At 31.4% G+C, this 14,705-nt stretch carries 19 protein-coding genes; all 19 read left to right on the plus strand.

The genetic code is table 4. The features are described 5' to 3' along the window. The first annotated feature begins 3 nt into the window (after positions 1 to 3). The 19 genes from rpsM (at position 4) to hpt (ending at position 14,690) form a co-directional block, all read left to right on the plus strand. On the plus strand, positions 4 to 372 hold the full coding sequence (gene rpsM, locus ACWXVV_RS01675) for a 30S ribosomal protein S13 (protein ID WP_438341288.1): 369 nt from the start codon (positions 4 to 6) through the stop codon (positions 370 to 372). 2 nt (positions 373 to 374) lie between these two features. Further along, entirely contained in the window at positions 375 to 749 is a 375-nt protein-coding gene (gene rpsK / locus ACWXVV_RS01680; protein WP_438341287.1) for a 30S ribosomal protein S11, read from the plus strand. Positions 750 to 762: 13 nt separating this feature from the next. Then, entirely contained in the window at positions 763 to 1,761 is a 999-nt protein-coding gene (locus ACWXVV_RS01685) for a DNA-directed RNA polymerase subunit alpha (RefSeq protein WP_456012462.1), read from the plus strand. Continuing rightward, the gene (gene rplQ, locus ACWXVV_RS01690) at positions 1,761 to 2,123 is read left to right on the plus strand and encodes a 50S ribosomal protein L17 (RefSeq protein WP_438341285.1); all 363 of its coding nucleotides are present in this window, start codon (positions 1,761 to 1,763) and stop codon (positions 2,121 to 2,123) included. The genes ACWXVV_RS01685 and rplQ overlap by 1 nt, the downstream gene beginning before the upstream one ends. Before the next feature lie 42 nt (positions 2,124 to 2,165). Then, positions 2,166 to 2,360 (plus strand): 50S ribosomal protein L32, encoded by a 195-nt coding sequence (rpmF, locus tag ACWXVV_RS01695; RefSeq protein ID WP_438341284.1) that lies wholly within the window; start codon positions 2,166 to 2,168, stop codon positions 2,358 to 2,360. Positions 2,361 to 2,433: 73 nt separating this feature from the next. Next, entirely contained in the window at positions 2,434 to 3,051 is a 618-nt protein-coding gene (locus tag ACWXVV_RS01700) for a hypothetical protein (protein ID WP_455967820.1), read from the plus strand. A 128-nt stretch (positions 3,052 to 3,179) separates the two neighbouring features. Further along, the gene (locus ACWXVV_RS01705) at positions 3,180 to 3,620 is read left to right on the plus strand and encodes a division/cell wall cluster transcriptional repressor MraZ (RefSeq protein WP_438341282.1); all 441 of its coding nucleotides are present in this window, start codon (positions 3,180 to 3,182) and stop codon (positions 3,618 to 3,620) included. Positions 3,621 to 3,631: 11 nt separating this feature from the next. Beyond that, a complete protein-coding gene (gene rsmH / locus ACWXVV_RS01710; RefSeq protein ID WP_455984733.1) occupies positions 3,632 to 4,513 on the plus strand; it encodes a 16S rRNA (cytosine(1402)-N(4))-methyltransferase RsmH in 882 nt (293 codons plus the stop codon). A 3-nt stretch (positions 4,514 to 4,516) separates the two neighbouring features. Next, on the plus strand, positions 4,517 to 5,689 hold the full coding sequence (locus tag ACWXVV_RS01715) for a hypothetical protein (RefSeq protein WP_455979016.1): 1,173 nt from the start codon (positions 4,517 to 4,519) through the stop codon (positions 5,687 to 5,689). Between the two features lie 17 nt (positions 5,690 to 5,706). Then, positions 5,707 to 6,855: a cell division protein FtsZ gene (ftsZ, locus tag ACWXVV_RS01720; protein WP_438341279.1), complete on the plus strand. Its 1,149-nt coding sequence runs from the start codon at positions 5,707 to 5,709 to the stop codon at positions 6,853 to 6,855. Positions 6,856 to 6,985: 130 nt separating this feature from the next. Further along, positions 6,986 to 7,690, plus strand: a complete 705-nt coding sequence (locus tag ACWXVV_RS01725; RefSeq protein WP_455984732.1) for a hypothetical protein — start codon at positions 6,986 to 6,988, stop codon at positions 7,688 to 7,690. Positions 7,691 to 7,719: 29 nt separating this feature from the next. Continuing rightward, positions 7,720 to 8,838: a tRNA 2-thiouridine(34) synthase MnmA gene (gene mnmA / locus ACWXVV_RS01730; protein ID WP_438341277.1), complete on the plus strand. Its 1,119-nt coding sequence runs from the start codon at positions 7,720 to 7,722 to the stop codon at positions 8,836 to 8,838. A 2-nt stretch (positions 8,839 to 8,840) separates the two neighbouring features. Beyond that, on the plus strand, positions 8,841 to 11,513 hold the full coding sequence (alaS, locus tag ACWXVV_RS01735) for an alanine--tRNA ligase (protein ID WP_438341276.1): 2,673 nt from the start codon (positions 8,841 to 8,843) through the stop codon (positions 11,511 to 11,513). After that, positions 11,506 to 11,934: a Holliday junction resolvase RuvX gene (ruvX, locus tag ACWXVV_RS01740; RefSeq protein ID WP_438341275.1), complete on the plus strand. Its 429-nt coding sequence runs from the start codon at positions 11,506 to 11,508 to the stop codon at positions 11,932 to 11,934. The genes alaS and ruvX overlap by 8 nt, the downstream gene beginning before the upstream one ends. 1 nt (position 11,935) lies before the next feature. Then, positions 11,936 to 12,196 carry a hypothetical protein gene (locus ACWXVV_RS01745; RefSeq protein ID WP_438341274.1) on the plus strand — a complete coding sequence of 87 codons (261 nt, stop codon included), beginning with the start codon at positions 11,936 to 11,938 and terminating at the stop codon, positions 12,194 to 12,196. Then, entirely contained in the window at positions 12,189 to 12,875 is a 687-nt protein-coding gene (locus tag ACWXVV_RS01750; protein ID WP_438341273.1) for a BC85_0335 family putative methyltransferase, read from the plus strand. The genes ACWXVV_RS01745 and ACWXVV_RS01750 overlap by 8 nt, the downstream gene beginning before the upstream one ends. 10 nt (positions 12,876 to 12,885) lie before the next feature. Further along, positions 12,886 to 13,356: a transcription elongation factor GreA gene (gene greA, locus ACWXVV_RS01755; protein ID WP_438341272.1), complete on the plus strand. Its 471-nt coding sequence runs from the start codon at positions 12,886 to 12,888 to the stop codon at positions 13,354 to 13,356. Positions 13,357 to 13,488: 132 nt separating this feature from the next. Then, a complete protein-coding gene (locus ACWXVV_RS01760) occupies positions 13,489 to 14,148 on the plus strand; it encodes a deoxynucleoside kinase (RefSeq protein WP_438341271.1) in 660 nt (219 codons plus the stop codon). Further along, the gene (gene hpt / locus ACWXVV_RS01765) at positions 14,148 to 14,690 is read left to right on the plus strand and encodes a hypoxanthine phosphoribosyltransferase (protein ID WP_438341270.1); all 543 of its coding nucleotides are present in this window, start codon (positions 14,148 to 14,150) and stop codon (positions 14,688 to 14,690) included. The genes ACWXVV_RS01760 and hpt overlap by 1 nt, the downstream gene beginning before the upstream one ends. Positions 14,691 to 14,705 lie beyond the last annotated feature (15 nt).

Genomic DNA, 14,705 nt, shown 5'->3' on the forward strand with positions numbered 1-14,705 from the left:
ATTATGGCTAGAGTTTTAAACGTTGAAATTCCTAACAATAAACGTGTAGTTATTTCTTTAACATACATTTATGGAATAGGAAAAAGTTTGGCACAAGAAATTTTACAAAAAGCTGATATCGATGAAAATATCCGGGTAAAAGATCTTTCTGAAGACCAACTTACAAAAATTCGTGACATTGCTAAAGAATACACAACTGAAGGTGATTTACGTCGTGAAGTTTCTTTAAACATCAAACGTTTAATGGAAATTAAATCATACCGTGGAATCAGACACCGTAAAGGATTACCAGTTCGTGGACAATGTACACAAAAGAATGCTCGTACAAGAAAGGGACCTCGTAAAACAGTTGCAGGTAAGAAAGGTAAATAATAATGGCTAAAAAACAAAAAAAAGTTATTACTAGCGGTATCGCCCACATTCACTCAACTTACCAAAACACTATTGTTTCATTTAGTGATGACAAAGGTAATGTTTTCGCGTGATCTTCATCAGGAGCAATTGGTTACAAAGGAACCAAGAAAAAAACCCCTTATGCAGCTGGTTTAGCAGCTGCTGCAGCCCTAGAAAAAGCTAAAGAATTTGGACTTAAAGAAGTAAAAATCTTAGTTAAAGGGGTAGGAGCTGGAAAATCAACAGCTCGTAAACAAATCGAAACTTCTGGTTTAATCATTAAAGAAGTTAAAGATGTAACACCAGTTCCACACAACGGAACCCGTCCACCTAAGAAAATTTTAAAAAGAAAGTAGAGCTTAAGTAATTATGGAAAAAATGGCAAAAATGAATTATTCAGAATTAAACAGTGAAAGAGTTGATGAATTTAGTTCAACATTTAGCTTAAAACCACTTTCAAGAGGTTTCGCTAATACACTGGGTACAGCGCTTCGTCGCACATTGCTATCATCAATTACTTCTTGCACTCCATTCGCAATCAAAATCAATAAAGTCGAACATGAATTTTCTACAATCGACGGTATCAGAGAAGATGTTGTTACACTATTACAAAATTTGACTAAAATTCGTTTCACATACAATGAAGAACTATTTAACAAAAATCAAATTGTTAAAGTAAGCTTCCGTTCAAACAAAATTGGTGAAGTTTATGCTCGTGATATCGAGTTTCCAAGCGGTCTAGAAATTGTTAACAAAGATTGCTACATTGCTGACATCCAAAAAGATGGAGATCTAGAATTTGATATGTTCTTACGTGCCGGAAGAGGATTTGTTGATTTCGAAGACAACAAAGCTTACATCCAAACATTAGAACAACGTCTAGATTCAAAAATCAAATCAGGACAATATTTAGCAGTTGACAGTGATTTCAGTCCTGTTAAAAAAATTAGCTTCCAAACTATTGAACTTAACTCTTCAAGTGCTTTAGTGGAAGAAGAATTACTAATGAGAGTAGAAACTGACGGAACAGTTGAAGCTCGCGAAGCATTAAGTCAAGCATCTAAAATCTTAATTGCTCACTTGCAAGTAATTGGAAATGTCCAAAACATTGAACAAATTGATCTTTTTGAAGATGAAAAAATCGAAAAACCAGTGGACGATAAATTAATTCTTCCAATTGAAAAATTAGACTTAACTATTCGTTCAGTTAATGCTTTACACCGTGCTGGATACAACACCATCGATGATTTAGTTAAATTAAGTGAAGATGAATTAGGTAACATTAAAAATCTAGGTAAAAAATCAGTCGACGATATTATTAAGAAAATTCAAATGTGAAAAGAATCAACCAATAAAGGAGATGAATAATGGCAAATCCTGTTCAAGTTTTTAGACGTAATTCAAAATGAACACGTCACTGACAACGTTCACTAGTAACAGATGTTTTAGTAAACGGAAAAGTTGAAACAACTTTACCACGTGCAAAACAATTACGTCGTAAGGTGGAAAAAGTTATTACCTTGGCTAAGAAAAATACTTTAGCAAGTCGTCGTCAAGCAGCAGCTTACTTAAGAGATGTTCAAATGAAAGATGGACGTGATGCTGTGCAATACTTATTTGAAGTTTTAGGACCTCGTTACGCAGAACGTAATGGTGGATATACTCGTATTATCAAAACTGGACCTCGTCGTGGAGACGGTGCTCCAATGGCAATGATTTCTTTAGTTTAATTACTAGCAAATTAAATTAGAAGCAATAAAGGAGATTAGAATATGGCTATAGTTCCAAAACGTAAAACTTCAAAACAAAGAAAACACCTACGTCGTGCACACCACGCTTTAGATGTTAAAGCACAATCAAGCTGTTCAAACTGTTTAGCACCAGTTTTATCACATACAATCTGTAATGAATGTGGTTTCTACAAAGGTGCTAAAGTAGCAAACTTCAAAGCTAAAGCTGACAAATAATTAATTTAATTAAAACCTTTGCTTCGGCAGAGGTTTTTTTATTTTTGGTTACAATTAAAGTAAAGGATTTATTATGCGTTTAATAATTTTTGCCAATATCAACCAGGACAACATCAGTATTGAAGATTTTATTCATTTCGAAAAATCATTCGCCAAAAAAGATAATCAAGTAGTTAAATTTATCAGTTGTGGAAATAGCGAAATGCCCGATAGTCGAATTAAAAATCATTTTGACTGAGCAGTACGTGGTCCAAAAGATATTAATAGCAAGTTGGATAACTTTTTAACTGTTACTTTAAATTTTGCCAACAATATTCAGAAAAGAGTATACCTAACCTACCAACCATCAGGAGCAAAAGAAGTTGATTACAACTCAGAGCTCTCAGTTGCAACTAAGGTAGAAGAGTATTTAGCCAGCAAAAATCTTGAAATTGACAACAACATTTTTATTCACGGTTTTGGAAGATACCCGTTATTAGTACAAAATGAAAAATTTACCACAATCTGCCCTGGAGCATTTATTGACCCACTTTTTGGTAGCGCCGAAACATATCTAAGTCTAGATTTAGACAACAATAGTGGTAAAATTACAAAATTTGAATTCAAAAAAGCAGGACTTTTAAACCACTATTACGAAATGCATAATCTTCACACTTATACGCTTGAAGATGTTACCAAGAAGCAAAAATAACCATTTTTACATAAATACCTATTATTAAGGTATTTTTTTTATTACTTTTCTTAACCAAAATCAAAATATTTTTGATATAGGTGGAAACAAATGTATTATAATATGGGTGATAGTGGGAGGAAATGGGAATGTATGGTAAATATGACCGAACATTAGACGAAAAAAACCGTTTAGTTGTACCTTCTAAGTTTCGTAATGAGTTAGGAAACACTTTTTTCATAACTTACGGACTAGATAGTTCAATCACTGTTCGTAGTCAAGAACAATTTGAGTTATTACAACAAAAATTGAATCAAACCAATATGCTAGATAAAAATGCCCGTAATTTTGCTCGTTACATATTCGCTAATACCGAAGAAGTAACATTAGACAAGTCAGGTCGTTTAAGTCTACCCCTACGTTTCATTACTCGTGCCGCTATCAAAAAAGATGTTGTGTTCATTGGTATGGGTCAATATTCAGAAATTTTCGCTAAGGAAGTTTATGAAGCGACCGAAGGTTCAATGGATGATGATGAGAACTTTGACAAACTAGCCCAAACATTATTTGAAAGTGGAGTTAGCTTATAACCCACATTCCTGTGCTTCTTTATGAAAGTATTGAAGCTCTTGACATAAAACCAAATGGAATTTATGTTGATGTTACTTTGGGAAGGGGTGGTCATAGTGAAGAAATCTTAAAAAAATTAACAACTGGCCATTTATATTGTTTCGATAAAGATAAACAAGCAATTTTAGAAGCAAACGAGCGCTTGAAAAAAGTATCAAATAAATTCACCTTGATACATAGTGATTTTGCTTCTTTAAAAGAACAATTGCGAACTTATGGCGTTACAAAAATAGATGGATTGATTGCAGACTTAGGAATTTCAAGTCCGCAAATTGATGATGCTAGTCGCGGCTTTAGCTATTCAAAAGATGCTAAATTAGATATGCGAATGAATCAAGAGCAAGAAATAAGTGCTTGAGATATTGTTAACCAAACTAGTGAAGAACAATTGGCAAAGATTTTGCAAAAAAACGCTGATGTTAAGCTTTTTTCAAAAGTTGCGAATGCCATTTGCAAATCTCGTCCAATCGATAGTACTTTGCAATTGTGTGAGGTTATTAAAAATGCTTATCCTGCTGCAATATTGCGTCAAAAAAATCCTTATCGCGCCATTTTTCAGGCAATAAGAATTGAAGTTAATCAGGAATTTGAGGCAATTGAAAAAATGTTGCCACAAGCTGTTGAATTACTAACTAAAAATGGTAAATTGGCAGTTATCAGTTTTCATTCTTTAGAAGACAGAATAGTTAAGAACTACTTTAAATCGTTAAAAATAAATAGCGATACTTACAAACTTCCGGTGCAAATTACCGAAGGTTATAAATTTAAAAAAATTACTGTCACCGAACAAGAAGCGACTGAAAATTATCGCTCACGTTCAGCAACATTACGAGTATTGGAGAAATTAATTTAAGTTATGGAAAGAAAAGTTTTGGTTTTTTTAAAACTGAAAAGCAAAAACTTTGAAGTTAGTGCCTTAGAGTGCATTAACAATAACTTTTATACACTTTTCCAAAAAGATATTGAATTCAAACAGGCTTTAGCGCAAGTTAAAAATGCATTTGAAGAAATTCAAAGAATTGTTAATGTTAAAAAAACAATTAACAATGTTATTTGTGTTTTTGATAAGCCAGAAAGTCTAAAAACTCAAGTTATAAATTACCAAGCAAATTATCACGGCCAAAAATTTGATGCTCTTTGTCTAAAAGAAATCGAAAATCATTTTGCTAACAATTTAGGAAATGATTATCTAATTTCAAAAAGAGACTTAAAAGTAGCTGCTAATGTTGACAACAACTTCCAAGAATATAAAAATTTAAAACAGTTAATCAATAAAAATGTAAACCAATTAATGCTAGAATCTCGTTTAAGTTTTATTGATAGCGAGGCTTTTGAAATGATGCAAGCTTTAGTTAAAAAGTTGAATTTAAAAGTCGAAAAATTCTTGTCGCAAAACGAAGTTAATGCCATTTATTTAGCAAGCAACGTTTATAGTTCTCAAAAACAAATTAGCGTTACTCTAGGAAAAGAACATTTAGAATTAAGCCTTATTCAAAAAGATAATTTAATCAATTACAAAGCAATTAATTTTGGTCTAGCAAATTTAGTAAAACAAATTGCTAAAAAACACAACTTAAGTTTTCAAGAAGCACAAAATATTTTAGTAAGTTATCCAAAAATGGTAAAAGATGCATACCAAAGTTTAACTTATAGAAATAATTTAAAAACGTATCAACTATATTCATTAATTAATAATTTTTGAGAAACAATTTATCAAGAAATCAAAGCTTTTAGTCAAGAAAATGACTTAATTGGTGTTAATGTGGTTATTAACAAATCCAATTTAATCAATTTAGAAAACATGATGCAGTTTTTTAAAACAATTTCCGAAGACTTTACATTTTCTTTAAACAAACAAAGCTTTGTAGACAAAAATCTAAAACTAAACAATTCAGCAATAATCAATTACTTATGCTTTAACGATTACGAACAAGATATTACTAACACCTTTATTATTGATACAAACGTTATTAGAGATGTTAAAATTAAAACTAGTATTTTCAATCGTATTCGCATGTTATTTAATTAATAAATATAAGGAGCATTATGGATCAAAAAGAACTTTCAGCAATTGCCAAAATTAAAGTTATTGGAGTTGGTGGAGCAGGTAATAATTCAATTAAAAGTTTAATCGATGTGGTTAAAATTGAAGGGGTTGAATATATTGCTGTTAACACTGATAAACAAGCTTTAAAAGATATTGCCGATCAATCTATCTGCTTGCAAATCGGGCACGCAAGTGGTAGAGGTGCTGGTGCCAATCCCGAAGTTGGTCGCCAAGCTGCCATTGATAGTAAAGAAGAAATTCGTGAAAGAATTAAAAATGCTGAATTAGTAATTATTGCTGCAGGAATGGGTGGAGGAACCGGAACTGGTGCTTCACCTGAAATAGCAAAATTAGCTAAAGAATCAGGAGCTCTAACTTTAGCAGTTGTTACAACTCCTTTCGGTTTTGAAGGAACCAAAAGAAGACAAACAGCTGACAAAGGTTTAGAAGAACTGAGAAAAAATGTTGATGGTTATGTTGTTGTTTCGAACGAAAAATTGTTAGAAGAATATGGAAATATTCCTATTGATGAATCTTGAAAATATTCAAACAGAGTTTTAAAACAATTAATTCGCTCAATTATTGATATTACAGTTTTACCTTCATACATCAACCTAGACTTTGAAGATTTAAACACCCTAATTCGTTCTAACCCAGGAGAATTTGTGGTTGGAATCGGACAGGCAACTGGAACAGATAAAGCGCAAAAAGCTGTTGCAGCTGCTCTAAAAAGTCCAATTTTAGAATCAAGTATACTAGGTGCAACAGAATGTATAGTTCAAATTTCAATCGGTAAAAAAGGTACTTTAAACGACGTTAACAACGTAAACGAAACAATGAAAGAAATCATTGGAAGTGACGTTAATATGATTTTCGGTTACAATTCACAATCACAAAGTGATAAAGAAACTGATGATTCAATTATTGTTACAATTATTGCTGCCGGTGTCGAAAATAAAAAACAATCAAGTCATGAAATTTCAGAAGAAATTAATGAAAGAATTAAGAGTTCAAATATTCAGTTCGAATCAGATAAAACAAGAGAAATTATTTTAAGTAAAGACTCGCATTCAATGCTAAATGAATTTAACAAAATCGAAGATGAACACAGTTTTGAAAATGAGCTATCAGATGTCTTTGGTGAATAGTGATGTTTCGAAGCTACAAATGCAAAAGATAATCATTTTAACAAGAACCTAACAAGGTTCTTGTTTTTCAATTTATATCTTATTTTGAGTACTTTTTCAGTCTTACTAGCAATTAAGTATAATTTAAGCGATGACAAAGAAATTTATTGATGAATGACTAAAACAAGTTACTCTAGAACCCTATGATGAATATCGACATGGTTCGCTAAAAGGAATTTATTTAATAAGAATTCAAAACTTACTTTATGTTGGTCAAACTGGTGAAAATTTTAAATCACGTTTTGCTTCTCATAGAAGAGAATTTTTAAAAGCCTCAAAGAATTGAAAAAGCATGAAAGAATCAGGAAAAACTAACATGTATACCAAGTGTTTTGAATACTACAGTAGATCACACAAAGATCCTGACTGATTGATTAAAAGAACTAAGTATTTCATTCTTGAGTCTCACGGTGTTGCAATTTTTGAACAATTAAATTGAAGCGAACACCACTACATAAAATTACTGAAAACCCAGATATATGGATTGAATCAACTCTCAATTGTTGCACATGAGAAACATCATCTAAGAAGAAAAGCAACCAATTGAGATGAGAAAGCACAAAAATATTGAGAAAAAGATAAACAAGAATTTCGTGCCTGACAAAGAGAGGTGGTGCAAGAATTGGAACAAAAAGACAAGAAACTACTAAAACTTTTACTCAGAACTAATGAGCGCTCCGCTGAAAGAGTTATTGGCGAGATTGAAGGTCACAAAGCATTTTGATTCATTTTATTAATAGTGCTAGTAGTGGCAGTCGTGTGTTGTATAATATTAGCATTAACTTTGAAAAAATAAAATAAATATTTTATTTAGAAAGGAATTAGATGGCAAAAATTGTAGTAGGAATGAGTGGTGGAGTAGATTCTAGTGTTGCAGCATATTTATTAAAAAAACAAGGCCACGAAGTTGTTGGTCTTTTTATGCGTAATTGGGACAGTATGTTGAACAATGATTTTTTAGGAAATGATGATATTTCACAAGATATTTGTCCCCAAGAACAAGACTATCAGGATGCTCTTGCTGTGGCTAAAAAACTTGATATTCCACTACATAGAGTAGATTTTGTTAAAGAGTATTGAGACAATGTTTTTTCTTACTTAATTCGTGAATATGAAGCAGGAAGAACACCTAATCCAGACATTTTCTGTAACAAATACATTAAATTTAATGCTTTTGCTGAATATGCTTTCCAGACACTAAAATCTGACTATATTGCAATGGGTCATTATGCCAAAAGTGTAGGTGATCAATTGTTTAGAGCCAAGGATAATTCCAAAGATCAAACTTACTTTTTAGCCCAACTTTCTAATTCACAAATTGCTAAGTCATTATTCCCACTGGCAGATTATCTAAAAAGTGAAATTCGCCAAATTGCTCACGATCTAGATTTAATCACTGCTGATAAAAAAGATTCAACCGGAATTTGTTTTATTGGTGAAAGAAGATTCAGTGACTTTTTAGAAAATTATATTCCTGCCCAACCTGGAAATATTATTGATATCGAAACAAAGAAAATTGTCGGTAAACACAAAGGGGCAATGTACTACACAATCGGACAAAGAAAAGGACTGAACCTTGGTGGTTTTGAAAAGCCTTACTTTGTAGTAGGACACAATATTGCTAAAAAAGAAATTTATGTTGCCAATGAAGATAATAAAGAATACTTACTAAGCGACAAAATGATTGCAAATGATTTTAATCAAATTGCTCACGAGTGAAATAGTGATAATTTAACAGCTAAATTTAGGTATCGTCAAGAAGACATTAAATGTCGAATTAAAGTTTTAGCAAACAATCAAATTGAAGTAATTTACGATGCCACTGAAGCAGTAACACCAGGACAGCAAGTTGTTATTTACGACGGTCAAAAAGTTGTTGGTGGTGCAATAATTGATAAGATTTATTATCAAGACAAATTAAAAACATTTTTATATGAGGACTAATTATGTTAACAAGCAAACAAATAAGACAAATGTGATTAGACTTTTTCGCTTCAAAAAACCACATGGTAGTTGAATCAAAAAGCCTTATTCCAGTTAATGATCCTTCACTTTTATGAATTAATAGTGGAGTAGCAACTTTAAAAGATTATTTTAGCGGTAAAAAAATTCCCCCATTCCCAAGACTAACTAATGCGCAAAAATCTATTCGTACTAATGATATTGAAAACGTTGGAATCACAACTCGTCACCACACATTTTTTGAAATGTTAGGTAATTTTAGTATCGGTGATTATTTTAAAAATGAAGCGATAGCTTTTGCATATGAATTTGTATTTGATGTTCTGAAATTTGAAAAAGAACGCATTTATATTACTTTTTACGAAGAAGATATGGATACTTACCGTCGTTGAGTGGAACTGGGTGTGGATCCAAACCACATGATAAAAGGGACAAAAGAAACTAACTTTTGAGATATCGGTCAAGGTCCTTGCGGTCCTTGTACTGAGATTTATTACGATAGAGGTCCTAAATATGACAGTCGTGGTGTGGAATTAATTAAAGATGACATTGAAAATGATAGATTTATTGAAATTTGAAACGTCGTTTTCAGTCAATTTAATAATGATGGAGAAAATAATTACACCGAATTAAAACATAAAAACATTGATACTGGAGCAGGATTCGAACGTTTATGTGCCATTATTCAAGATGTGCCAACTAATTTTGATACTGATTTATTCCAAACAATTATTCATGAAATTGAAAAATACACACCTTACCGTTACGATATAAATAATTACTTCACAAAAGAAAAACAACAAGCAATCATTAACAGTCAATTTAAGATTATTGCAGATCATATGCGGGCAAGTGTTAATGCTATTAACGACGGAGTGAAACCTTCGAATGTTGGAAGAGGTTACATTATTCGTCGTCTAATTCGTCGCTCATATCGTTCAGGATTGAAGCTAAAAATTGAAGGTAGCGCCTTTTTATACAAATTAGTCCAAGCTGTTAAAGATTCATTAATTTACGACATTGATGTTGAAACGGTTTCGAAAGTAATTTACGACGAAGAAATGTTATTTTCAAAAACTATTAATCAAGGTGAAAAATTACTTGAAAAAGAAATAGAAAAAGAAGGAAATATTTCAACCGAAATTGCTTTCAAAATGTTTGATACTTATGGATTCCCAATTGAATTAACTAGCGAAATTTTGGCTGAAAAAGGTTTAAAAATTGATATTAGAGAATTCAATAAATACCTAGAAATGCACCGGGAAAAATCTCGTTCACAAGTAGCAAGCGGGATGCAAAAAGTTATTGCTTCATTAGATTTAATAACAAAATTAGAATCTGAATTCACAGGATATAGCGAAACTCAACATAACAAAGCTAAAATTCTTTACTTACTAAATGAATTTGAAGAAATCGAGCAAACCAATAACAGTGAAGATGTAAGTTATGTAATTTTAGATAAAACTCCATTCTACGCAACCAGTGGAGGACAATTCCACGACTGAGGAAAAATAGTTCAAGATGGTGAAGAAATTGAAATTTTGGACGTTTTCAAAGATAAACACTGAAACCATGTTCACAAAGTTAAAGGAAAAATTCAAAAAGACTTGCCTGTCGACTGTTTTGTCGATGTAGAAAAAAGACAAGGATACATGCGTGGGCACTCAGCAACACACATTATGTTCCATGCTTTAAGAGAAACATTTAATGATGAAAAGATCGAACAACTAGGTTCAAGCATTATGCCTGAATACTTCACATTCGATTTCCCTGCTGATAAAAAACCAACTAAAGAGCAAATTCAAAGTATCGAAGCTAAAATGAAAGCATACATTGCTCGTGATGTTAAACGTGAATATAAGATTATGTCAGTCAAAGAAGCAGAAGCATTCGGTGCATACATGACTATTGAAGAAAGTGATTATCATGACCAAAGCCATGTTCGTGTAGTTGTTTTTGATGGAATTACTAAAGATTTATGTGGTGGAACACATGCTCCAAGCACTGGATTTTTAGAAGATTTTAAAATTATTTCTGTTGACTCAAAAGGAACTGGAATTTATCGTTTAAGAGTTATAACATCAACTAAATTAGTTAAAGAATACTATGAACAAAAAATTCAAGAACAAATTGAATTACTAAATGCATTAAAAGCAAAAAACATTGAACTTGATGCAAATTATCAATATGAGTTGAGTCTTTTTGATACAACTAGTTACACAAACGATCAATTACATGCTTACTTAGAACAATTGGAAAACGAAGAAGATAAACTAAGAAATGACTTCAAAGAACTACACAAACAAAAGCAAAATGCGAGTCTTGACTTGAGTGGTGTTGAACTTAAAGTTTCTTCAAATGGAACTCAATATCTAATCTTGCAAGCAGATGAAGCAAGCCTAGTTAAAAAGACAGCTATCGAATTAAGAGAAAAATACCAGGAAGCACTAATTATTGCCTACAGTCTAAATGAAGGTAAAGTATTTGTAACTGTTGCATCTAAACAAAAACCTTCAAATTTAATCCTTAAAACCATTCTTGACAAAAATAATGGTAAAGGTGGTGGAAATGCAATAGCAGCGCAAGGAAGTTTTGAAACCGAAAAAGATAGCACACAACTAGAAGAAATGTTTTTATCAATTATTAACAATGCGTAAATTAGCTTTCGATTTAGGAACAAAAACTTGTGGTTTTGCAATTACTGATTCGGATTGCATCATTGCTAGTGGTTTGGAAAATTTTCGCTTTGAAGAAAATAATTTTCAAGCAGTTATAAAACGCGTGCAATTGTATTTAGAGCAATATAAAAACGATATTGATGTTTTTGTATTGGGTTATCCATTAAGAAAAGACAATTCTAAATCAGAACGAAGTATTATGGTTGAAGAATTTAAAACATTACTAGAACAAAATTTCAGTCAAAAAGTTATTTTAGTAAACGAGCACTCATCAACAATCGGAGCTGAATCAATCTTAATCAATGCCGGTTATTCAAGAAAAAAACGCAAAGGAGTTAAAGATAAATTAGCAGCTCAGTTAATTTTAGAAGATTATCTGACCTACTATTTTAAAAATTAATATGGCCAAAATTTATTTAAGTGACCCAGAAAGAAAAATTACTATCATGAGTGATGATAATCAAAGTCAGGATGCTATAGTTTTATTTGAATATAGTGAAAATGGAGACGAATATCTATTTGTTGTTACTGATGATGAAAAAAACGAAGCAATAGTGTTTAAACGTTCAGAAGGAAAATTGGTAGCTTTACCAGATGATGAATTTGCCATCATGGAAGAAGTTTTAAACCAATTTTTAGAAGAAAACGAAATTTATGAATAAAGAATGAGCTTCTTGAAAAACTCCACTTTTAATTAGTGTTTTTGTTGTTATTGTAATTGCCGCTGTTGCTTACTTCATTTTGCATCGTTCAGTAATAAAACTTAGAAAAAAATACGAAACCAAAATGCGTGAGGAAGCATTTGCTGAAGCTGCTACCTTCAGTCCAGATTTCGAAAAACATTTGATTGCTTTACAACAAAAAACTGAAAATTGAAAAGCTAATGATCTATTGAGTGCGTTCTTAGTTAACACAACCTTTATTAATCAATTTAAAGACGTTTATCTTGAAGATAATGTGGATGATTTTGTAGCACAAATATTGTTACGTAACAATCCTGGCTTGAATGTTGATATGCTTAAACCAAAATCTGAAGGTTTTGTTGATATTGACTCACAAAATACAGTAAACAAAGTGGACTCATTGCAAAAAGACTATGATTTATTACTCTTGTTGAGTAGTCTTGATGATGATTATGAAAAACAATTGCTAAAATTAAATTATGCAAAACAAAGTGGTATGACAGTTTTAATTTATAATTCTTATACCAAGAGACAAGTTAAGCATATTTGTGAACTTTTAGAACAACGCCACTACCGCTTTGAAAAAGTTGGTTATCGTTCTGTTTCACTATTGTTGATAGTAAAAGATGACAAAAGCAAAACTACTTTAAAAAAATAAAGAGGATAAAATGGAAGAAAAAGATATTATTTACTTATCAAAAGAACGTTTAGACGAATATGTTGCTGAATTAGATTATTTACGTAATGTAGTTCGTCCACAAGTTATTGACGAAATTAAAGAAGCACGTGGACAAGGTGACCTTTCAGAAAATGCTGAATATGATGCAGCCCGTGATAAACAAGCCCAAATTGAATCAAGAATTAACGAAATTCAACACATTATAGAAAATCACGTTTTAATTGACACAAAAAACAAAAAAACCACTGTTTCAATTGGTTCTACAGTAACAATCGAAAACAAAAAAAATGGTGAAAGAAAAGTTTTAACCATTGTAGGTTCTCTTGATGCTGATCCTTTTGCAAAGAAAATTTCAAACCAAAGCCCACTAGCAAAAGCAGTTTTAGGTAAAAAAGTTAACGAAGAAACTGAAGTTGACGCGCCCGAAAAATACATCGTAAAAATCATTAATATCGAATAAAAAAACAAATCACTTCGGTGATTTTTTTGTCAAAATTTTGACAAAAGTGGTAGTCAAAAATTATTCATTTTTTTATTTCAAAGTCCCAATTTTTACTCTAAAATAGAAACATAAAAAACGGGAGGACACATTATGATTATTGGTATCAGTGGAATGATTTCAAGTGGAAAATCATCACTATCGGACAAACTACAAAAACACTATGAAAACGCCAAATTACTACACGAATTTGACGAGAATGATGAAGTATTCAACACATTTTTAAAATGACTATACGAGAAAAAACCAGATTTAACGATTGGTTTTCAATCTTACATAGTTGAAAGTCACTCAACAAAATTCAATCAAATGATGAAGGATTATTTAGCAAGTAATCCTAATATGCAAAAAGATCACATTTTCTTAGACCGTTTTAGTCTAGAACATTACATTTTTGCAAAAATCATTTTGCAACAAAAAGGTGAAAGATATCTAAAAGCATATGATGCTTTATTCGAACACTTAATTACTGAAGATGAACTACCTGATATAGCAATTTATTTAGACATCAACTTTGATACATTCCAAAAAAGAATTTTTCAAAGAGGTCGGGCAAGTGAAGTTGATAACTGAGAAGCAAACTATGACTATTTCAAACACTTGCATGCTAATTACTACTCAACATTTTTGGAATTATGTAAAAAATACAATCTAAAACATGTTGTTATTGATACAAATAATATGACTGAAGAACAAGTCATGCAAAAAGCAATCGAAATTATTGACAATTACGCCAAGGATTTTAAAAAATAATGATTGATAAACGCATTGAAAAAGTTCTTTTTACTCAAAGTCAACTTGAAACGCGAATTACTGAATTGAGTGATTGAGTAAATAGTCAGTATCAAGATTCCAAAGACTTGATTATTGTGTCAATTTTAAAGGGTGCAATACCTTTTGTTGCTCAGTTAATCAAAACTATTAGTGTTGATTTTATTCTCGATTTTATGACAATTTCTTCATATCATGGTTCAACTAAGAGTTCAGGTAGTGTAAAAGTAGTTTTAGACTTGGCTTTTGATATTGAAAACAAAGACGTTTTGATTGTTGAAGATATTGTTGACACAGGACGTACAATTTCAAAAGTAGTTGCTATGCTAAAACAACGTAATCCTAAGAGTTTAAAAGTTTTAAGCTTACTTGATAAACCAATTGGTCGTGAAAGTGAATTTAAAGTCGATAAAAGTGGTTTTGAAATAGGCAATGAATTTGTTGTTGGATTTGGTTTTGACTATCAAGAAAAAATGCGTAACCTTCCATATATTGGAACTCTCAAAAAAGAATTAATAAAATAAAAAGCTCACTTGTTT

This window comes from Mycoplasma sp. 3392 (genome assembly GCF_053851755.1).